The organism is Wujia sp. (genome assembly GCF_056872695.1).
On sequence record NZ_DBMFCD010000002.1, the window covers coordinates 125864 to 148136 of the forward strand.

Sequence of the window (22273 nt, forward strand, 5' to 3'; positions counted from 1 at the left end):
TTTTCTAACATAAATCCTGTATCTTTCGTTTTATTACTTCTTGCAAATGTAATTGTCGATTTTTTTAATCAATGCGTTATACCCTGTCTTTTCCAATATCTGTTCTAACACCATTGATAATAAAATACTAATTCCAACGCATGTAACATATGATACTAACACATTCTTTGTATAATATATCACATTACCCAGATATCTTAATACCAAAGGATGAATCAAAAAAATATTTGCTGAATGTTTACCTACAAATGTCATAACTATATTTAACCACTTCCATCTACAGCATATAAATGTAAAACTGCAGCCTGCCAGCGCAGCAAAAGTCATCAAAATTTGCTTAACTTGCAAAACATCCGACTGAATATAAGTATTTCTAATATATGGAAGCACCAGCATACACAATGTTGTCACAACAAAAAGAAATTTTTTGCTATACTTCCTTTGATTAAATGTATATATTTTATTCCATATTCCCTTTTGTGCAAATATGATCCCCATTAATATCGCAAATAAATATTGTACATAATAGCCTCCTACATCCGAATGAATTCCAAGATTTATATATCCGTGTAAAATAATAATCCCCATAAAAAATACTATATATTGATATATATCACAAACTCTATATAAAAAAGGGAAAAATATAATTAATACAAGCGTAAAAGATATATACCAATACACATCGCCCAATGCAGGATATGAAACCCAATCAGATATACCTAATATATTAAATATTATATATATAGGCTTATAAATCATGCCTACAGGGTTTTTAAATATAATATTTAATACATAATGTATGGCTAATATAGGCAGACAAAAGCTATATAATGTCAGGCAACGATGAAGAAAATATCTATTATTTCCTCCTTCAAATTTATTATACGCTACTGTCATTCCGTACGCCGATAAAAAAGCAAAAATCCAAACGCAAAATCTGGCATCAATCGCTAAAGTATTTAACACCCGTAAAGGCAATATATGCGTATTTATTTTTTCTGCGATCCCCTCAGGAGAAGAAAACATATGATGAAATAATAATAACAGCACCGCTAAACATTTTGCTTTTAAAGTTTCTGTCTTCGTAAACATGTTTTCTTGCATTTCCATCAAGCTTTCTCCCTATGTTTCTAACAATTTCTACAGTATTATTTATTCTTCTACTAACCACTCTATGAAGTCACGCACTGCACCCTCTCCGCCTTTATAAGCGGATATAAAATCAGAGATATTCCGTACCTTCAAAACAGCATCCATAGGGCATCCGACGACTCCACCTTTTTCCTTAATCGGCATCATACATTGCAAATCAAGAATATCATCTCCTATATACGCACAATTTTCCAAACCATACTTTGTTCCATGTTGGACATTATACTCCTCTATGATCTGCAAAAGTTTTGCAAACTTTTCTCGTACACCCTGATGCAGATTAAATATCTGAATTTCCGCACATCTTTTTTTCAGGATTTCACTCTCTCGAGCGGTAATTATGATTGGAACAATTCCATATTGGGGAAGTATATCTTTAATTCCACAGCCATCTTTCACATCAAATGCCTTCATCAATTCCCCTTGATTTCCCATATAAATCTTTCCATCTGTTAATGTTCCATCCACATCCATTATTAAAAATTTGATCATGCTATTTATCCCTCTTACCCTATTCATTTAAGCACGCTTCAAATCTTGAGCGCGTTACGAACAACAGCTTTGCATTACTTTTTCTTGTTTTTACATAATCTACAAGCATGTTTGCAATTTCTTCATTTAATTCCCCCGGATTTTGAGTAACATTATATAACTCCAGCTCTGGCGATGCATAATTCGCAGACTTCCCATCCAAATGGCTATAGCCATCAAATCCTGCTATTGCAATGCTCTTCACATCTGCCATATCCAATAATCTCAATAGCATTAACGCAGAATTATCAATATGTTCCCATCCGCATTTTACCAGTCTGTTAAATGATATAACCATTTCCGTACTGTTTTCTGCTTCTGTTTTCAGATTAGATGTTATAATTTTTTTCAATGGAACATAATTCGGGTTATTTTTCCAAAAATTATATCTTCTGGAATTACTCATATATACATAATTTGTTTCTAACTCCGCCGGAACAAAATTAACACTAATCACAATCGGATGACAACGCTGAATATATTCATCAATTTGATCCTTTTGCTCAACTACAGATCCTCCAGGAGCCACAATCAATACATCCTGACCTTTTAACTCGGAACGTAATTTTTCAAGATTATCCCCATCGTCGACATCTGATGATAAATATTCCAAATATGTCTTCTCAAGTAAATCATAGTCATATCGTTTTCTGGCGATCGCTCCTATCTTATTTAAAATATACCTGATATTTTTGGAACGGATACTACTCTTCTGCATCAGATACGTGATATTATTTACATGCGCACTATAACAACCTGCCACAAAATATGGTGTTGTATATCCCCAACTGCATTTTGATTTAATGTTATCCATATAGTCATCTATAATATCAAGAAGAACGTCCATGTCATAATTATAACCAAGCTTTGAAACCATATATTGTGCAATCAGCTCCGTTGGTGTGTTTCCGGCGCCTCTTCCCATTCCGGATATCGTTCCATCCACAACAGCCTGTCTTTTTCCATATGTCATCCTTATAAACTCCTGCGACAGCGCATTTGACATCTGCATATTGTTATGTGAATGAAATCCTATTTTACATGTTGGCGTAAGATTATGATTAATAATCTCAAATACTCTGTGTAAATCCTCCTGATACATGGATCCAAATGTGTCAACAATCGACAGGCAATATGGTTCTACCTCATTTACCATATTAATAAGTTCAATCAGTTCCATATCCGAATATCCCAGAATATCGACTGGCTGAACAAAACATTTGTATCCCTTTTCCTTTATTACTTTGCAATTATTGATTGCCTGATCACGTTCCTTTTTAAAGAAACATTCTCTAACCGCATCAATCGAAGTTCCATCACATTCATCGAGATTACTGACAGAATATCTGCTGCAATCAGCTAACACCGTAAATATTGCACCATTTTTTTCCTCTGGCACAAATCGCTTTGCATCAGCAGAATTCTTATAAACAGTTTTTCCTTCCCCAAATCCTTCATCCTGGAAAAAACCAATTTCAATGCAATCAATTCTTGCCTTCACAAGACCATCTATAATCCCTCTAATATTATTATCACCAAATTTTTTGTCAATTAAATACGCACCATCTCTTAAAGTACAGTCTAATAACATTGCATGATTCATAATATTTTCTCCTTTCATGAGTTTTTATCTTTTTTTACAATAGACATATAAATTGCATTTGCAATTTCAAAATCTTCCGGATAATCAATATCTACACATTCCACTCCTGAAACCTCTGTGATATGCGGAGTTACTCCAATCCTTCTTTTATATAATTCAAAAACTTCCTTTTTAAACACATATGCCGCTGAAACTTCATTATAATAAACCGGCAGATCCTGTGTTCTTGGAACACAGGTCGGATCAAAATTCAATGGTTTATTATCATCCGTCCACATTAAATGCTGCAGTCGTTCTGCTGTAAATGACGAATCATATTTTTCACTCTTAACTGCATTTATACATTCCTCAAAATGTTCTTTTGTTACAAACGGAGAAGTACAATGGCAAACAGCATATATATCTGCATCAACCCTTTTCATAAATTCTCCAATTATATCCTGCGGAGTTGCCTGCTGTGTATCCAGATATTCCGGTCTCTCCAAAAATTTTACACCATCTACCAAATATTCCTTTATCTCCGGATTGCTGCAAAACACATAGACTTCATCCAGCCCCTCCACTTTTACAAGTGTTTTTAAAAATACCGTTATCAAAGCCGTTCCATCAGCAAATCGTTTTGTATTTTTTCCTGGTGTTCTTTGATTATTTAATTTTATTGGTACAAATGCAACTGTTTTCATTTTGTTTATATCTCCTTTTCCATTTTTTCTTCATTAGCATCATTACTTCATAAACAACATATATACTCAGCATTCCAATACTAATGCCTTTTGCAAGCTTCTCATTTGGAGCTGAATACATCAACTTTATTTCATGTATCCCCTGTGTAATATTTACTCCAAGAATTCCACCATTTACGTTATACACATCCACAGCTTCTCCGTCAACATAAGCTTTCCAGTTTTTGTTAAAAATAATAGGAATCACAAGCATTTTTGTATCTGTGTCATCATTCGTTACTTTACCACACAGAATACTATCTTCAAAAGATATATCAGTCATACCTGTTTTCTGTAAGCTCTGTATATTCTCCAAGACAGCCGTATGCTCAATATTTGTTACAGCCTCGGTATCTACATGAGTTGCTTTTATTTCGTTTCCATACTTCTGATTTTCTTCCGTAATATAAAAATATTTTGTAAGTAACTTCTGTCTGTTCACACGTTCCAGCGAATCTATATCGGAGCTATACACCCGGTCAGAATACAAATATCCAAAAGGCAGTGCATATTGATTTTCATAAATCTTTTTATATTCTGTCTCCAGTAATAATTTATATTCCGGCGTTGATAAATCTTCATCTGGCAACGTAATGACATACTTGGTTCCAAGCAGGCAATTAATATAATAATCATATACAGGTACGCTTAACCAATGAGAAAAACCATTAATAAGCTCATATCCCGCAGATTTATAAAAATTAATCAATTCACTCGTATTCAAAGAATTATAAACAGCAAGCCCATTATATCCCTGAACCAATGCATCATTTTCACCAACCGAAATATACGTTTTATTTACTCTATATATACCAGAATCCAATTCTTTCAGCTGAGTAACAGCCTCCGTTGTGCCATCATTAAAATATGTTTCATCCCACTGTTTTTCTTGTAAAATATATCTTGAATTAATAGATGCATAATTTGAAAGTATTAATTCCAGAATTAATATCCCTGCAAATAATCCACTCATATATTTCTGTTTTTTTTGACCTATACTTAAAAGCAAAACTGAATAAATAACAAAAAAAGCAACACAACACAACAACGCACGTTTACAAACCGTTATCTCAGTCAACTTCTGTACAATCAAAAGAACGGTTAACGCAACTACACCTATCACATCCGACACTAAAACTGTCCTTTTCAATATTTTATGCAATGTTTGGCGATCCTCAAATTCCAATATACCTTTTACAAAAAACGCCACACTAATACAGAAAATGTAAATGATCATATACGACCATCTCTGTTTCTTGTCATTCATACCAATGAGTTGTGACACAACCGGACTTATAAGTGATACCACGACAAGTATCCCTAAACCGATCACACGCTTGACATATTTTCCATAAAATAAAAATATAATAGAAAAAACAACAATGACACTACAGGAAAGTAACGCTGCCTCATAATAGTTATACGCACCTGTATAACCATTCCCCACCCCTAACATATTCGCAGATAAAAATCTTCCAATAAAAGTAATCAGATATTTCTTGCTATAAAACAGTTCTAATCCCTGATCAGATACACTGACATCCTCTGTTCTTGTACTTGCAAAAAAACTTTGTAATGCAGGCAATAATTGTATCATTGCTATTCCACAGGCCACAACTGCCATAATGATTAAACCTGCTAATTTTTTCAAATAGATTTTTATATTTCTTTTATTTATAAAAAGCCATACCACTGTATATATCGCGAAAAAAATTCCATTCATATACAAATGGAAATAACTATCCCACACCATAAGAACCAGTGGGATAACAAGCAAGGCTCCTCCCGTTTTATCCTCTAAGTATCGTTGCAGAACATATATCCCTACTGTAAATTCCAGTACTAACGAGGCAAACTGATAATGCTGCCCCCATACAACCATATAACTTGAAAATGTCCAAACAAGCCCTGCAACAAAAGCAGCCTTTTCATTTCCTGTTATCCCTTTAAAATACAAATATGATACAGAACAAATAATCATAATCTTTATAAATAAAGACACCAGTAATACAATATTCAGGTTACTGTTGTTGCAAAACATCAACAAAAAATTATACGGAAAAATATATTTATAAACCGGATTGTACGTGTACACTCCCAATCCATTTTGAAGGCAATACTGTGAGGTTTTTCCCTGTCGGATCCAATCCGAATCAAAAAAATAACGTGGAATATAAGTAGCCAGGGTATCTCTTCCTATGTCATAATATGCATAAATATATCCATGAAAAATCATCTTATTATACAAAATAACAAACATCACAGTGCTAATAATCAATAAGTATAATAGATACCTGTTTTTACTTAATTTATTACTTATAGTTCCCATGCAATTCCCTTATTCATTCACAGTGTATTTTAGTACTTTGTAATTCAACGCTTCTTCCACGCACAAAACATCAACTCTGTCTGTAGTATGTTCATTTAAATAATTATACATCGTCCATACCATCAAATCGTTGCCAGTCACAAAATAGACATCCTTTTGTTTATACAAATCCTGTAGGTCTATTTGCTTTTTATTAGGTAAATTTTTTATTGATTCATCCAATATCCAAACATTATCCGGCAACTCAATGTCTGTTGTCAGAAGATAATTATATAAATTATTTTCATATAAACAATATACCCGTGTTTCATCCGCAGATAATTCTTCCATTATTTCCGAGAATACTATTTTCTGTTCATCAGACAAAACTTCTGATGCCGTTGTATCCATGTAATTGTATATCAGACATAATGCTAAAACAAAAACAGATAAACATTTTACTACACTATTGATTCCATCTTTCCGATGTAATTTTACAAATTCGATGCTATCCAGCAGGAAAATAACTTCTCCAATCACAACTGCATAATAAGCCTGTTGCATCAGGATCATCCCACCTTGTATATAGCCAAAAGCCATTAATGTTGCACATAAAATTAAACTATAGATCAGATATTTGATATCTTTTCTGGTAGCAGTCAAAAAATATATAATAAAAGTACCCACAACCATAATCGCAAAGGAACCATATATCATTCCCTCCAAAAATGACTGCCAAAATTCGTTGTCCAGAACATTCTCATCATATTCTCTTATTTGGGAGATTTTTACAATTACATCTTCCTGAAACACGTTCTCATCCTGAGCAATATTGGATGCTAAAATCAATACATCATTTTCACTTAATCCGAGTTCCTCATACGCTTCCTTATACTCCTCCCAATCTGGTACACCATGTTCCTGGATATCGGAGTACGCTTTGTAATATTCCTGCCACTGTTCCCACTTACCATCTGAATAATAAACACTCTGAGAAACAGAAACGCCTATAAGGATAAGCAAATATGGAACAATCCACACAACCCTGTTTATTATATTTCTCTTTTTTTGACTTTGTCTTTCAATATTACCAATAAAAACAGGCAGAATAAACAACACACATACAATCGAGATTCTCCATGAATACAGTGCTGAAAACGCCGAAAATATTATTCCAACTATATTTTCTGCAATCCATATCCACGTATGCTGTTCCTTATTGCCTAGAGCAATATTACTTAACCCAACACATCCAACAAACATTGCTGTAGTTTTATAGTCTATCAGTGTGTATAATCTTAATCCCAAAACGACGTTGATCAAGGTCATTACCAGAACAGAATTCAAATCATTTTTCTTGATTATCAGTAAATTTAAATCAATAAACGCCAGAAGAATCAATCCAATCTGCATATACTCCCAACATTTTATATCAAATAAAGAATAAAGAAATTTCGCTATTGTTCCTAGAATAGTACTTGAAAACACAATATGCGTGTCTCCAGACATCCCTCGCCCTGTAACGATACTTCTCATACAATAGTCCTCTTGAGAAATACTATATACCGGAAAAATTAATCGATAGACGACAAATATCAAAACCGCAACCAGAATTGAAATTACAATATTATTCAGTTTATTACACGCTTTCTTTTTCATTCCACTATCCTATTATAAATCTGTGATAATTCTAGAATCTACATACCTGTATTTTTCATTACTTTTCTTCACTACTCTTAAATAATACCGTTTCCCCATTATAACATCATTACTGGGAACCACAAATTTAATTACATATGAATCTTCCCCCATTGAAAACCACTGTTTCCTGTCGACCGCCATATACATATATCGCTGATTATTATCTGACATCTCTAAATAGACATCTGAATCATCATCAACATTTACAAACAAAGATAATGTCCTGTATTGGCCATTGTCCATCGAGTTTAACAGTTCCACCTCCCCAGCTTCTTTGTCTGCCTGTTTGATTTTATCAGTAAACTTATAGACGTTAAATCCCTCAAGCACATCCTCTTCTATCATAGAATAAGAACAGTCAATATCAAAATGCTCCTTAAAATAGATTCTCAATAAGTCCATATTCCCACTTTCGTTCGAAAGCAGGTATACATTATCATTTAATAATGCCTGAAAAGGAGAATCAATTCCTGCGCGTGCCAATTGTTCATTCGTTTGCCCCAGCCCTCGATCCCAATTTGAAATTCGAATAATGTTTCCGTAATACCCTTCTGGTATATTCTCAAAAACACTGACGCTTCTGCAATAAAGCCACTCTGACCTTGAAACAAAATCTACGAAATAAAATTTATCTTCCTTCGATATTCTATTTATAAATTGGCTCGCATCTTCCTGTTTATATACACTTGTACGATTAATGATTAATTTTTCGTTTACATTAAAAAATAACAGAACTGTTATAATTCCATAAATAATATAAGATTTTTTACCAATGGTATGCTTCTTCTTTTTAGTCCTGTACTGCAAAAATGCATAGCTCAAAGCTCCAATTGCAGCAAAGCATATACCATTTTTTATATAGATCGGGAACCTTCCAACTATACAATTCAAATATATAACATATGCCTGTACCACAAAATTAATGTAAAAAGCATCAATAATGTACAATAGATTTCCACACAACAGCATAAATAAACATGTCGCAAGCGGAACCATATAAAAACAGGAATCCTTCCACACCTCCGGATAATTCCGAAATGTCTCTTTCAATCTGGTCTGCGTTGTGATCTGTGTTTTCGAAATTTGGGCTATCTTATTTAGCAATTCCGCATCAAAAAAGGAATAATCATCAAACACTCGTGCTTTTATCATGGCATAATCATTTTCAGATACCCCAATATCATCCAACTGCTCCTTAATGTCATTATAATCAGCCAATCCATAATCAATAACCGAAGCTCTTGCTTTATTGATTTCCGTATATGCGGGATTCCAATTTTTATAATAAAGTTTATTAACAGCAACGGTAACACATAATCCAGCTAACAAAATAAACACAGATCCAAAAAAATATTTAAGACTCTTTCTATTTTTAAATATTATCTTTAAAAATGCCAGTCCAAACATAGGCAGAACACCTAGGATTGCCACATTTCTAAGCATAAAACTAAACACAATTAAAAGAATTGCAATAATTGTATTCCTTTTTCTTTTATTTTCATACGAATATAATAGCAGAAGAAATCCAGCTACTCCCCCTATAATGGCTGCCGTCGAAAAAGTAATACGCATATACCAATAGGGACAGAAAACTATGATTATAGATAATGTAAGAAAAATATTATCTGATTTAACATAAATAATATAGGACAGTATGACAAAACAGGCAAAAACCAATCCAATTTCATAAACCGCCAGCCAATTTACAACAGGGAATAACCAGCAAAAGAAATATATTATTTTCGATAAAATAATATTAATAAACACTACATCTGCCGTTGCAGATCCCTTTCCTCCCATAAGTAGTACACTCATAAGATGATCATCCGCATTTTGCAGATGTGGCGTTAACACTTGCATGAGCAAAATCAGAATGCACAAATTGATAATTATACATTGTAATAATTTTTTATTATATACCATTGGGCGGTTTTCCATCCTTTTCTGCATAATTACCTATATCCTCTTCCCCTTAAAAAGCCGGCTCTAATCCATGTTTTCTGCAATACTCTTCATATTCCTCATAACTCTCCGGAACAAAGAATTTTTCCTTATTTCTATAAGTTGCTCCCAACTGATTTGCAAATTCGATAAAATCCTTTCCCCATACACTGCTATCCAATGGAAGTATTTTGTAAAGGAATATTACCGTTGGTTCTTCATCAAATATCAATTTTGGAGATACACACGCTCCTGAGAAAATAGTAATCTGTGTTTTTTTCTCAATATCAATATTTAAAATCTCCACTTCCCAAGGCAATGTATAATTCGTGCTTATCTTAATACCATTTTCACCTAATGTACTGTTTTTCTGTCTTGGATGTGGCTTTATGATCGTTTTCTGCTTATCAATATTCTTTAATACCTTTTTCCAGAATCCCTCTTTATCAAAAGTGAACTTCTGCGGGCCCTGTTCCATAATTATAATATCCCGATCTGCAAATTCATCCGTTTCTGGATGATAATTAAATATATGATTTAATGCCCCCACCAATCTTGTATTTTTCCTATCCATTGGTGTCATTTTCACAATCCTGCCATAATGCTTCATATGCATAAGCTCTGGATGAAACATATGAATCTCATCCAGCATCGTACCATCCATGCATTTCAATCCCACAAGCCGGATCAGTACCCGGAGGTAAAAAGGTTTGTCTGAATAAACCGTCGTATATGAATTGAACCCATGTTCCAGAAATTTGTTCTTAATATTTTTATTTGCTCTGGAAAATGCCGTATAAAAAATCGAATTAATCAACCATCCACTATTATTGTAATACACTTCATCATAAATCCGATTCCTTGTACTCTTCAAAAAAGCCTTTCCGTTTTTTACTGTGCGAATACACTTTTCTATTGTAATTGGGTATGTGAGCAACACGTCCTCTACCAAATAAACATTCTTAAAAACACCTGTCTGCCTTACACGTTCACAAACGTCCTCCGCACCATCAAAAACCTTGACCATATATAAATCCGCATCATCATAATTGTTGGCAATCACAAAGTGGACAGCCTCAATGATTGTAAACGGAACCGTTCCTACAAATGCACGCATCGCTCTCTCCTCTAAAATTTAAAGTCTTTTTTCTTTGTAAAATATAAATACCCAAGCACTATTAAAATAATTGCAACTACACAATATCTTACAACAATCAAATCTTTAATAAATGCAAATACAACACTATAAGCAATTAATGCAAGCATCGAAATCAGCATCGTTTTCAAACAAAATACATCCCGTCTATACCGTATTGCAGCAAAATAATGCAGTACAAACAAAACCGTATAAGAGATTATTGTTGCAACAGCTGCTCCGATCCCATTATATTGCTTGATCAGAAAATAATTTAATATCAGATTCAACCCCGCTGCAATCGCTGTGTTGACCGCAATGACTCCCGGTTTTTTTAAATACATCAGATATGTAGTCAAAAAAGAATATAAAAATATCAAATAAGACGCTATAATAATGAGACTGACATAATCAATGCCACTCCAATATGTTTTCGGTGACAAAATTTTTATAATTTCCGGAGAAATTGTGAGTAAGCCGATCGCTCCAAAACAAAAAATACCTATATATACGCTTTCTACTTTGCGGATATCTGACACCTTTTCTTTTTCTACGCTCTTATAAAACCAAGGTGTCCATGCCCCACTAATCGCTGTATATAAGGCAATAAGAATCGAGCCAATATTATATATCAAAGAATACACTGCCGTTGAAGCAGGACCCGATAATTCAGTCAACATAATTCTGTCACTTTCCAACAGAATCAAATCCGAAAGCGTACACATAATGGCAGGAACTGCTATTTTTGCAGCATACCCCCAATATTCTTTATTATATTTCGGGCGTTTCACATGAAATGTGTGTATAATAATAATTAACGCAAATACAAAAATACCTAACGCATTTCCAATTATTTTTGCGTAATATTTATGCTCTGTATAAATAATGATTAAAATAATCGAAAGCAGGGTGTGCAAAACATTTGGTAACACAAGCAACAAAGTTCGCGGTTTATATTTTCCCTCCATGGAAAGTACTGCCATAGAATAATTAACCGTATGAACAGATATCGCCTGCAATGCTGCAATAAACACAACAAACGTATCTACATTTATTCCTGCCAGCTTTATAACTCCTATAATTATACTTGTAAAAACGACATACACAATTAAGGAAAATAACAATATAGATGACTGATAATTTTCATAATCATCCTTATAATCCAAATATGCATTTCTCACAGTAATAAATAAGTTTAACCCAATAAATGTATTTAATACAAGAACCCATGCTGAATATGTATTTACCATGCCATAGGAAGCCTTGTCCATAATTCTGGTAAATATCGCGGATGAAAGCAACACAACACCCTGTCCGATTATATTTCCAATGACATAATAAATACTCGCAATGAAATACTTATTTTTTTGCTGACTCATATTTATGACCAAAATCCCTCTAGACAATCGACGATATAAAGAACCTCTTCCTCTTTCAATCCATAATACATTGGTAATCTGAGCAAGCGTTCGCTCTCCTTGGTTGTATACTTATCCTCACCAACAAATTCACCATACTTCTTTCCCGCTGGTGAACTATGCAATGGAATATAATGGAATACCGCATTGACATTTTTTTCTTTTAAATACTGCACCAATTCTGTTCGTTCAGCCAGATCCTCCACCTTAATATAAAACATATGTGCATTATGTTCACATTCTGCAGGAATCGTAGGCAGTTCTATTTTTCCCTTATCCCTCAGAGAAGACAGCTTTTCGTTATATAAATTCCAGCTTCTCATTCGATTTTCAAATATCAAATCTGCAGATTCCAGCTGTGCCCACAAATGTGCTGCATTTAACTCACTCGGCAAATAAGAGGAGCCTGATTCTACCCATGTATATTTGTCAATCTGACCCCTGAAGAATTTACTTCTATTCGTTCCTTTTTCACGTATAATTTCGGCATCTTCAACTTTATCCTTATCTCTGATCAGGATAGCGCCACCCTCTCCCATGCTATAATTTTTCGTCTCATGGAAGCTGTAACAGCCAAAATCACCAAACGTACCAAGCTTCTTACCTTTATATGTGCTTTTTATTCCCTGTGCAGCATCTTCAATTACATATAAATTGTATTTTTTTGCTATATCCATAATTGTATCCATCTCACAGGACACGCCAGCATAATGAACAGGAACAATGGCTTTCGTTTTTTCTGTAACTGCTTGTTCAATGCACTTTTCATCAATGTTCATGGTGTCTGGTCTTATATCCACAAACTTTACTTTCGCCCCACGCAGGACAAAGGCATTTGCAGTAGAAACAAAGGTATAAGAAGGCATAATTACCTCATCACCCGGCTGAGTGCCAATGAGAATTGCCGCCATTTCAGTTGCATGCGTACATGACGTTGTCAATAACGCCTTTGCTGTTGCTGTATCGTCTTCAATCCACTTATTGCATTTTTTTGTAAATACACCATCCCCGCATATTTTTCTATTATGAATTGCTTCGATAATGTACTTATCTTCTGTTCCTATATATGGTGGCAAATTAAAATTAATCATTTCAGTATCCCTTTCATCCCCACAGCTACTTATCTATTTAATCATTCAGATACTTTTTCATACATACTGTATCAAAGGTATCCCACTTTCTTCTATCTATACAATCAAACCAGATATCTTCCTGTTCTTCAATTGCTTCCAGCTTTCGATAGAACTCCTCCGTATGACAAGATTTTGGAATAACTACTACCCCTGAATCATCACATACCATAATTGCTCCATCTATATTTTTCTTTCTGTCATTTATTATCTCTGTATCAAAAGGTTCTTCATTCTTACTGTTAAAGCAACCTACCGGACTGAATCCATTACACCAAACAGCATATCTCTCTTTTATAAGATTATTTGCATCCCGCATCTTTGCATTTGTTACAATAGCTTCCGCTTGTCTGTATAATAAAATAAACTTTGAAACCAGTTCTCCAATAATCGCCCGATCCTTACACGCAAACGTTTCTATATAGACAATATCTCCTTTCTGCGTGTCTCTTACCTGCTCATGGACATCCCAGTTACTTTCGTTATATGCATATACCCATTTTACCTTGCCAACCCGGAACTGCCCTCTGTTTATTGGCATAACATCAGGAATCACCCCTGTTTTACCCAGACAATCTGCTACTTCCGTCGTTGATACTTTATTTGTTCTTATATATTCGATGATTTTCTCCCGAATGTCCATAGTCTTTATTCTCCTTCATAGTCTATCCGGATCAAACTTTTCATTTCATTCTCCAGATTTCTTAAATTCTGATAGGTATCTGCTTTGAGGATATAATATCCAACTCTTGATCTATCATCTTCTGCATTTTTGATAACATCGCCTGCTTTTATATCCAATCCTATATCCACAACTCCCTGCAGCTCCAGAGCCTCTGAAAGTCCAGATATATTCTTTATCTTTCCCTCTTCGAAATCAAAAAAGCCAAGAATCGCAAACCTGTCGTTTGTATATTCAATAGATATCTTCTGTTCATGTCCAAGTAATGAATTTATATAGATCTCATTGCTGTTTACGCCTGACATAATGGGAACTATATCAGAAGATATACGTGTTCCACCACCTCGCGCCGCAATCTCAATCAAATAAAATTCACCATTCATATATTTATATTCCGCATGCGTCAACCCAAACGGTAATTTCATGCCACATACCATTCTCTTGTTTAAATCTCTTAATGCATCATAATCATATTCTTCATCAAAGTTTGAAAAAAGTAATTCTTTCGCTATGCTTGGATTATAATCATAATGTGATTTCTTCGATATCGCAGTTACATAATAGTCATCTGCTGTCTTTATTCCATCTACAGTAAATTCTCTTCCTTCAATATATTGTTCTAGTAATACTGCCTTTTCTTCATTCGAATAATACATTGCATCATCAAAATAATCGTCAATATCACTTACTTTTTGAATTATATGAATTCCTCTGCTGCTCTGGCTGTCTAGAGGCTTAATAATCGCTTTTCCAATTTCGTTAAAGAACTGCTTTGCCTCCTCTGTATTCTTGCACATTTTATATTTCGGATATGCAAAACCATTATCTCTGCAGAATTCACGCATAGCAAACTTATTTGTAAATAAATGGGCATTACGATATCCTATTCCGCGTAAGCCCAATTCTTCCGCTATATATGCTACAGTAGGAACTGCAATATCACTCTGATCCGTAAGAATTGCATCCGGCTTATATTTTCTGGCAATCATCAGATTTTTCTCTTTATCCCTGACGTCAGCAACCTCTCCAACATCCGCATACGCAAACGCAGGAGAATCCTCATATAAGTTTGAGCAAATAACATAATTCCCTAACTTTTTGGCGGTTTTAACTATCGGAATCTGCCAGTTTCCTCCAGCGATTATCATTACTTTTGACATTTTTCTTCCTCTTTGCTTATTATTTCCTTTATTACATACTGCGGTTCATTATTAATCTGAATATACATTCTTCCTATATATTCTCCGATCAATCCCATAAACGCCAAAATCATTCCCAAAGAAAAGAAAATGGCAATAATCATAGATGCCCACCCTACAGTCAATGCAGGATGCACCAATTTCCGTATAAACACAATTATCGCTGCCACAATGGAACAAAAAGATATAAAATATCCCATATGCATAGCAATCTCTAATGGTTTTGATGTAAACCCTATTATATTGGACCACAGTCCAAGCAGACTTTTTAAAGTATAACCGGAACTGCCACTTTCTCGTTCAAAATGATGTACTTCTACGCTCTTTATATTATGCGTAGTACGCAGAATCAATCCAAGCAAATATGTATGTGGTCCCGTATAAGTAATGATACTGTCCTTTACAAATTTGCGCATGATCCAAAAACTGGAGCTTCTTATATCCTTTGGCTTTTTCAAAAGCCATGTAACCGTCATCCTGTTAAACCAACTGCCAAAGTTACGAAATGCACTGTGTTTTTTCTCCGGATAGCATCCGTATACGACATCATATCCTTCTTCAAACGCTTCAAACATTTTCGGTAATTCACTTGGTCTAGTCTGCATATCATCATCCATACTGATAATCACATCTCCGCTTGCATGCCGAAGTCCTGCCATCATCGCATTATGCTGACCAACATTTTTCGCCAAATTAATTACCTTGACAAAGTTATATTTATCTGCCAGTTCACGCAGTTTGGCAATCGTCTCTCCTCCATCTGGTGAACAGTCATTAACAAGAACAAACTCTATCTCATTTTTATCAAGTTTTTTCATCACATCCGCTGTACTTGTGACAACTTCTTCGATAGTCTCAAAAGACTTATAACAAGGTATTACTATTGAGTACATTCCTAAATTCCCCTATAGCTTTCTGTATTTTTTGCATATAATCTAATTATAGCAATCGCAATATAATATGTCAATCATTCCATCCCGTCCCCGTTCTGCTAAAATTTACCTAACAAATGTCCATCCGCCTCATCCATGTGATACCAATATAATCCATCCGTTATCAAGCCCCGGGCCAGATGTCCATCGCCCTGAGCATATACCATTCTACCCCATTGATCGTAGGTGAACTGGCTTACCATCAGCGTTCCATTTGCATTGGCATATCCGATTCCACCATCGGAGAACCGGAACCAGCCGTTTCGCTCCACAACCCCATATGGGTTTGCATAGTACAGGAAAGTCCCTGTAATGTCATATGTCAGAAAATCAACATACATATATCCATATGTATTGAAGTAGCACATGTCATCAACCGGTGTACCGGCGATACTCTGCTTTACATATGCGAAATTATCGAACACCTCATGACAGTTCTCGTTGAAATATATTACATGCACGCCATCCGGATGATACGTCAGACGGTTGCGCATTGCTGTTCCATCAAACTGGAAATAGTAGGTGTAGGTTCCGTCACACATAAACTGATTGATCACGCGGTTGCCGGCGCTATCCTGACAGGTGATGTTGCCTGCTGCATCGCGATAGAAATCATAACCGTTGTAGGATGCGAATTTCCCGACGGCAGTAATCTCGTCCGTTGATGTATTTGGCTTGCCCGGAATATTCACAACTACCTGATCCTGCGATGCAGAGATCTGGCTTGCTGTATTTCCTGCCACCCGTGCTGTACAGGTAATCCTGTATGTTGCATTTTCCTCCGGGTACCACTTTAACCACTCGTTATTCAGGTTCCAGCCTGTTAATACTGTAGTCTTGCCATTTGTATAATTGTAGACAGACCACATATACTCCAGATCCACTTCCCGATTTGTCGGCGATGTTGTCATACCAATATAAACCATGTCGGTTGTCTGCTGATCTGCCGGCATATACAGAGAACCGGAAGCAAGGGTGGCTGTTGTAGCTGGTGTCTTGTACAGGATATCGTCTGACCAGGATGAGATCGTACGTCCTGTCCATGCACTGAGCTTTGCCAGATATGGATCCACATAGGTAGATGCCTGTGATGTATTCATATACTTGAATACGTTGTAAGCTGCTTTCTTGTTTCCATAGATATCAACCATTCCCATATTATAGAAGTCGTGATATACGGAGTTTGTATCTTTCCATGTTGTGAAGATGACATTGTCGATCATGTCGTTTCTTGCAGCTGCATAATACGTATATGCGATCATCGCTGCCTGTTCTTCCTCTCCGGCTGCAGAATCAAAGCTCTGCTCAGATAAGGCGATTCTATGATTGGTTCCATATGTATTCTTCACATAATCCGTCAGCACTTCCAGATTCGGTGCGCAGACCGTATTCGTTGTTACCTCGTGTGTCAGATAGCTTGCACTCTGTTTTGTCCATACCTGCTCACTCATCTTCGGCGGGTACGCATGGAAATCCAGGTTCCAGTCTGCAGTTGTTGTGGACGTTGCAAATGCATCGATGAAATCCTTCGTCGGCACACCCTTGCCTTCGTTCGAATAATTCCAGTCGTGCGTCACAGATACAAACGCCTTTGCGTACGGGTTCTCATCCTCGAGTGCCTTCTCAAGCAGATCATAAGACTGTGTTGCCAATGTCACAAGCGTTGACTTCAAAGGAATATTATTTGTACCTGCACCGGTGTAATTATAATCATGCGACACATTTACTTCGTTTCCAACACGCCAGTTCTGCACGAACGTATCTGAATATCCAAACCGGTTCGCCATGTAATGAAGCAGTGCCGCGATCTCTTCCCGCGCCTCACTGTTTGTCACATTCAGTGCATAATATACTTTGCCCGGTGTTGGATTGTACATCAGCTTCTGTACCTGTGCATTATCACTCCAGCTCATAACCAGACAGAACGTCATAGTAATACCCTGATCCCGGTATTCCTTTACGCGGGCCTGCCACACTTTCATGTAGCTTCCTTCTGCCTCATTAAAATAATAGGTCTTGCCATTGTAGGTGTATGGTGTTCCTGTTCCATTCGTGCTGATAACCTGCGTCAGGTCAACATTCAACATGATATGGTTCAGACTTAAGTCTGCCAGGTTCTCCGACTCTGCAACTTCTGTTCCCTGCACACCCTTCTTGTTGTTTGCATTTGGTTCCATCACATCCGCCTGTGTCGCTTTCCCATGCGAATGTCCTGCCGCCTGCACAGCCAGCGCAGAAGCGTCCGGTGCAAATACCATACCTACTGTCAGCATCGCTGTCAGTAGCCACGCAATTCCTCGTTTCTTAAATTGTCCCCTCCTCATGTAACCCCTCCTCGTCATTAATTGTACACAACAACCTTTGTTCCTGACGGAATGTTGTCGTAGATCCATTTTGCGTTGTCAATCTGCAGTCTGACGCATCCATGTGACAATCCCATACCAAGTCTGCCATCTGCCAGATTGCCGTTATATTTGTTATACAGCACAGAATGGAACAGATAGTCTCCGTAAAACTGTGTGTAGTAATAGCATCTTGCATCACCGGAATCAAAATAAGATCCCTTCGATCCCACCGTGAATTCGCCGCGAACGGTTGGTGTGCTTGCCTTGCCATCTGAGCAGTCCCAATAAGCAAGCATCGTCCAGTTTCCCTTGGAACCGGAGAAAACGCCGACCTTATGCGTCGCTCCATTTACCAGAAGCAGGTAGCCTGTGTTGCTGGCATAGGAGTTCGCCAGCTTCTGCATGCTGTCCTTCTCCGCGTCAATCATATTTGCGAAAACACCTTTTGTCACAGACTGTGTCGTGCCGTCCCGCAGGATTACCTCAACCATCACCCAGTAATATCCCTCTGCCGGCGCTATCCAGTCGATCTCGTTTCCGATCGGCCAGTCTGCGATGACATGCCATGCATCGTTAGCAATGTCGTAGTACTGCCAGCGATAGCGGATACCGGGATCATTGGTTTCCGCATCAATAGAAAAATGGAATTTCAATCCGTCTGTATGTGCTTCGTGCAGTTCTCCTCCAAGCTTCACGTATGGTGTCTCGACCTTGAAGCTCTGAATCCGCTGGTCAATCAGATTCCCGCTCTTATCAAAGATCTGATAGCAGATTGCATATTGTCCTGCCTGCGTCGGCACCCACAATCCCTGTCCATCCAGCATCATGGTTGGTGTCCAGTTTGTCCCGTCAAACACCAGATATCTCCAGCTTCCAATCTGCTTTGTCAGATCCGTGGAAGTACCTGCCATAACGACAAGCTCATTCACAAATCCGCTTGTACAGCTCTGAATGAAGGATGTGATGTGTGTCTCGTCCACATGACATACAAGCAGCTTGGAAGAGATCGCTCCATCGCCGCCCTTTGCTTCTACATACAAGAAGTAATCTCCAGCATGTTCCGGCACCCAGCTGCCGGTGCTTTTACCGGACCAGTCCCGTATCATACACCAGGTGCCATTTGCAACATCGTATGCCTGCCACCGGAACTGAAGCTCCGTATCATTCGTTGTATAAGAAATGTCGTATGTACACTCACCGGTTCCACATGCATAAGAGATGCTGCCAAGTGTCGTCACACAGCCGAAAAAATGATACAGCTGTGCATAGCTTGCAACAACCGCCCCGCCACTCATCGCTTCGACATACACGTTATAATCGCCTGCATGCGATGGTTCCCAGAACACGCAAGTTGCTGTGTCCCAGTCATGGAAGGTCGTCCAGGTTTCCTCTGTAAAGTCATACATCTGCCAACGGTAATACACATCTGCCGATGGCGTATTCGGCACACCTACGATTGAATAGCGTCCCATATCCATCTTCGCAATCGATCCAATCGTGACATTCTGTGCAGATACGTGTACTGCATCCATCTCCACCGCATCTGCCTGCGGCTGTGCAGAAACCTGCGATGTATCTACCTGCAGTTGTGCATCGGTTTCTGTCGCAGTTTCTACAATTGCCGGTGTACCCGGTTCCTGTGCATGTGTGATGCCTGACGTCCCAAACCCGAACAATGCCATCGCCATGCCACATGCAAAAGTGATAATTTTCTTCTTCATACGTCCCCTACTTCCAAGCTCCCTTTATATTTTTATATAATTGGTTTCATTCTAGCATAGATTGACATAAATATCTATACAAAAATGGCCGGACTGGCACATTGAAAAAGAGGGCTTGAAAAATCAAGCCCTCTTCGAACGGTTCAACCAATCTGCTATTCAATCGCATTTCCGTCTTTGTCATAGTTTGTGGTGTATGTGTATATCACATTACCGGCTGCATCATACTCTGTATAGGTTGAAGAGCTTACACGGTTGTCCTCATATGTGTAGCCATCCTCAGTTGTAATCTCTACGATTTCCTCATAGTAAGTCTCTGTATATGTATAAGACAGCTTGCCGTTCTTATACTCACTCTGAATCGTAGATGACTTGCAGTTATCCTCATCATCATTCCGGTATGTCTCATATGTGCTTACCAGTACCCCATCCTCATAGTAGTTGGTTTTGTAATAGAACTGTCTTCCGTCCGCATAGTACAGGTAGTTCGTGTAGTCCTTCCCGGTAACCGTCTTACCATCTTCCGTAACCTTCGGATACTCAAGTTCGTCTGTCAGGTCTTTTCCATCCATGTCATATGTATAGGTGTAAGTGCTCTTCTGTCCATCCATGATATACCATCCGGAATGTATCCGCACACCATTCAATGTTCCGATCTCCGAATGTCCGATCAGAGACTGATCCTTCTTGGAATATGTGTCACTGCCCAAATTCTCATATCCCTTATATTTTACTACTTCGTAAGAGTCGTCATAGTAATATGTCAATGAATATTCACCCGGCATAGATGTATAAGTCTGGAGCAGGTGTCCGTCATTTGGATCGAACAGATAGAACTGGTTCCAGCCAATCTCTTTCAGTCCTGTGGCAAGAAGTCCATTTCCCTGCACATACACCATATTCCCGTTTCTGTCATAGGTAAACTGATTTGTAAGCAGAGAACCATCTGCCTGTGCATAAGCATAACCAGAAGTAGTGTAGTCCTGATCAAAATAAGTTGCATTATTTACCTTTACCCATTTGCCTGATTCAAGCAAACCATACTCATTAATGAAGTAAATCTTTGTACCCGTCTTATCATATGTCAGCTGATTCACATACATATACCCATGCACATCAAAGAAGCAGACATCATTGACAGGATCTCCGCTGATTGTCTTCGTAATCGTTGCGAAGTCGTTGAATACCTCATGGCCGTTCGCATCGAAATAGATGACATGCTTGCCATCCGGATGATAGGTCAGTCTGTCCTTCATCGGTGTTCCGTCTGCCTGCAGGTAGTAGGTATACGTGCCATCGCAGAAGAACGCGTTAATGATCACGTTTCCATCTACGGTATAGTGTGTTCCATCCCAGGTGCCACCGTTGATGTTGATGTTGTAATATTCATTCCCACCGTCAGCGACTGTTACCTCATCAACAGCCACATCCTCCGCTGTCACTTCCGCTTCCAGCGTCTCTTCTGCTTCCGGTGCTTCCGTTGTCTCTGCAGCGTCCGTATCCGTTGCTACAGCCTGTACGGCTTCCTCTGCATGTGCAGTCTCTGTCGAGATACCTGTCATGGCTGCTGCAGCCAGTGTCAGTGCGACTGCATACGTTGCTAATCTGGTTTTTCTCATGCTCTTTTTCCTCCCTTTCTTATCCGGAACACCAACCCATTTATAATTTGCCTCCGGCAAATGGCTGGTGCAGCATATCACGTCCCGTATTTTTGAAATGCTATCGCGCAATCTATTTTTTATTATAGTGAACT

At 37.5% G+C, this 22273-nt stretch carries 16 protein-coding genes; all 16 read right to left on the bottom strand.

Annotation, left to right across the window (positions count from 1 at the left end):
- Nucleotides 1-33: 33 nt before the first annotated feature.
- Complete coding sequence (locus tag ACZQK9_RS03240; RefSeq protein ID WP_483269586.1) at nt 34-1110, bottom strand: acyltransferase family protein; 1077 nt, start codon at nt 1108-1110, stop codon at nt 34-36.
- 42 nt (nt 1111-1152) lie between these two features.
- Nucleotides 1153-1644, bottom strand: a complete 492-nt coding sequence (locus ACZQK9_RS03245; RefSeq protein ID WP_483269587.1) for a KdsC family phosphatase — start codon at nt 1642-1644, stop codon at nt 1153-1155.
- A 19-nt stretch (nt 1645-1663) separates the two neighbouring features.
- Nucleotides 1664-3286, bottom strand: a complete 1623-nt coding sequence (locus ACZQK9_RS03250; RefSeq protein ID WP_483269588.1) for an aldolase catalytic domain-containing protein — start codon at nt 3284-3286, stop codon at nt 1664-1666.
- Nucleotides 3287-3300: 14 nt separating this feature from the next.
- A complete protein-coding gene (locus tag ACZQK9_RS03255) occupies nt 3301-3969 on the bottom strand; it encodes an acylneuraminate cytidylyltransferase family protein (RefSeq protein ID WP_483269589.1) in 669 nt (222 codons plus the stop codon).
- On the bottom strand, nt 3932-6337 hold the full coding sequence (locus tag ACZQK9_RS03260; protein ID WP_483269590.1) for a YfhO family protein: 2406 nt from the start codon (nt 6335-6337) through the stop codon (nt 3932-3934). The genes ACZQK9_RS03255 and ACZQK9_RS03260 overlap by 38 nt, the downstream gene beginning before the upstream one ends.
- A 9-nt stretch (nt 6338-6346) precedes the next feature.
- Entirely contained in the window at nt 6347-7852 is a 1506-nt protein-coding gene (locus ACZQK9_RS03265) for a hypothetical protein (protein WP_483269591.1), read from the bottom strand.
- 135 nt (nt 7853-7987) lie between these two features.
- Complete coding sequence (locus tag ACZQK9_RS03270) at nt 7988-9967, bottom strand: hypothetical protein (protein WP_483269592.1); 1980 nt, start codon at nt 9965-9967, stop codon at nt 7988-7990.
- Nucleotides 9968-9989: 22 nt separating this feature from the next.
- Nucleotides 9990-11075, bottom strand: a complete 1086-nt coding sequence (locus ACZQK9_RS03275) for a hypothetical protein (protein ID WP_483269593.1) — start codon at nt 11073-11075, stop codon at nt 9990-9992.
- Between the two features lie 11 nt (nt 11076-11086).
- Nucleotides 11087-12472 carry a lipopolysaccharide biosynthesis protein gene (locus ACZQK9_RS03280; RefSeq protein WP_483269707.1) on the bottom strand — a complete coding sequence of 462 codons (1386 nt, stop codon included), beginning with the start codon at nt 12470-12472 and terminating at the stop codon, nt 11087-11089.
- A 2-nt stretch (nt 12473-12474) separates the two neighbouring features.
- Nucleotides 12475-13602 carry a dTDP-4-amino-4,6-dideoxygalactose transaminase gene (gene rffA, locus ACZQK9_RS03285; RefSeq protein WP_483269594.1) on the bottom strand — a complete coding sequence of 376 codons (1128 nt, stop codon included), beginning with the start codon at nt 13600-13602 and terminating at the stop codon, nt 12475-12477.
- A gap of 37 nt (nt 13603-13639) precedes the next feature.
- The gene (locus ACZQK9_RS03290) at nt 13640-14284 is read right to left on the bottom strand and encodes an RraA family protein (RefSeq protein ID WP_483269595.1); all 645 of its coding nucleotides are present in this window, start codon (nt 14282-14284) and stop codon (nt 13640-13642) included.
- A 5-nt stretch (nt 14285-14289) separates the two neighbouring features.
- Nucleotides 14290-15483, bottom strand: coding sequence for an ATP-grasp domain-containing protein (locus ACZQK9_RS03295; protein WP_178017810.1), 1194 nt, complete (start codon nt 15481-15483; stop codon nt 14290-14292).
- On the bottom strand, nt 15471-16415 hold the full coding sequence (locus ACZQK9_RS03300) for a glycosyltransferase family 2 protein (protein ID WP_178017811.1): 945 nt from the start codon (nt 16413-16415) through the stop codon (nt 15471-15473). Before ACZQK9_RS03300 ends, ACZQK9_RS03295 begins: the two co-directional genes overlap by 13 nt.
- A 98-nt stretch (nt 16416-16513) precedes the next feature.
- Entirely contained in the window at nt 16514-18778 is a 2265-nt protein-coding gene (locus ACZQK9_RS03305) for a DUF5722 domain-containing protein (protein ID WP_483269596.1), read from the bottom strand.
- Between the two features lie 17 nt (nt 18779-18795).
- Nucleotides 18796-20520 carry a L,D-transpeptidase gene (locus ACZQK9_RS03310; protein WP_483269597.1) on the bottom strand — a complete coding sequence of 575 codons (1725 nt, stop codon included), beginning with the start codon at nt 20518-20520 and terminating at the stop codon, nt 18796-18798.
- A gap of 155 nt (nt 20521-20675) precedes the next feature.
- A complete protein-coding gene (locus ACZQK9_RS03315) occupies nt 20676-22139 on the bottom strand; it encodes a hypothetical protein (protein WP_483269598.1) in 1464 nt (487 codons plus the stop codon).
- Between the last annotated feature and the right edge of the window lie 134 nt (nt 22140-22273).

Bases quoted from the DNA above. Each gene is read 5' to 3' on its own strand.
- ACZQK9_RS03240 (WP_483269586.1), bottom strand. From the start codon at position 1,110: ATGGAAATGCAAGAAAACATGTTTACGAAGACAGAAACTTTAAAAGCA.
- ACZQK9_RS03245 (WP_483269587.1), bottom strand. From the start codon at position 1,644: ATGATCAAATTTTTAATAATGGATGTGGATGGAACATTAACAGATGGA.
- ACZQK9_RS03250 (WP_483269588.1), bottom strand. From the start codon at position 3,286: ATGAATCATGCAATGTTATTAGACTGTACTTTAAGAGATGGTGCGTAT.
- ACZQK9_RS03255 (WP_483269589.1), bottom strand. From the start codon at position 3,969: ATGAAAACAGTTGCATTTGTACCAATAAAATTAAATAATCAAAGAACA.
- ACZQK9_RS03260 (WP_483269590.1), bottom strand. From the start codon at position 6,337: ATGGGAACTATAAGTAATAAATTAAGTAAAAACAGGTATCTATTATAC.
- ACZQK9_RS03265 (WP_483269591.1), bottom strand. From the start codon at position 7,852: ATGAGAAGTATCGTTACAGGGCGAGGGATGTCTGGAGACACGCATATT.
- ACZQK9_RS03270 (WP_483269592.1), bottom strand. From the start codon at position 9,967: ATGCAGAAAAGGATGGAAAACCGCCCAATGGTATATAATAAAAAATTA.
- ACZQK9_RS03275 (WP_483269593.1), bottom strand. From the start codon at position 11,075: ATGCGTGCATTTGTAGGAACGGTTCCGTTTACAATCATTGAGGCTGTC.
- ACZQK9_RS03280 (WP_483269707.1), bottom strand. From the start codon at position 12,472: ATGAGTCAGCAAAAAAATAAGTATTTCATTGCGAGTATTTATTATGTC.
- rffA (WP_483269594.1), bottom strand. From the start codon at position 13,602: ATGATTAATTTTAATTTGCCACCATATATAGGAACAGAAGATAAGTAC.
- ACZQK9_RS03290 (WP_483269595.1), bottom strand. From the start codon at position 14,284: ATGGACATTCGGGAGAAAATCATCGAATATATAAGAACAAATAAAGTA.
- ACZQK9_RS03295 (WP_178017810.1), bottom strand. From the start codon at position 15,483: ATGTCAAAAGTAATGATAATCGCTGGAGGAAACTGGCAGATTCCGATA.
- ACZQK9_RS03300 (WP_178017811.1), bottom strand. From the start codon at position 16,415: ATGTACTCAATAGTAATACCTTGTTATAAGTCTTTTGAGACTATCGAA.
- ACZQK9_RS03305 (WP_483269596.1), bottom strand. From the start codon at position 18,778: ATGAGGAGGGGACAATTTAAGAAACGAGGAATTGCGTGGCTACTGACA.
- ACZQK9_RS03310 (WP_483269597.1), bottom strand. From the start codon at position 20,520: ATGAAGAAGAAAATTATCACTTTTGCATGTGGCATGGCGATGGCATTG.
- ACZQK9_RS03315 (WP_483269598.1), bottom strand. From the start codon at position 22,139: ATGAGAAAAACCAGATTAGCAACGTATGCAGTCGCACTGACACTGGCT.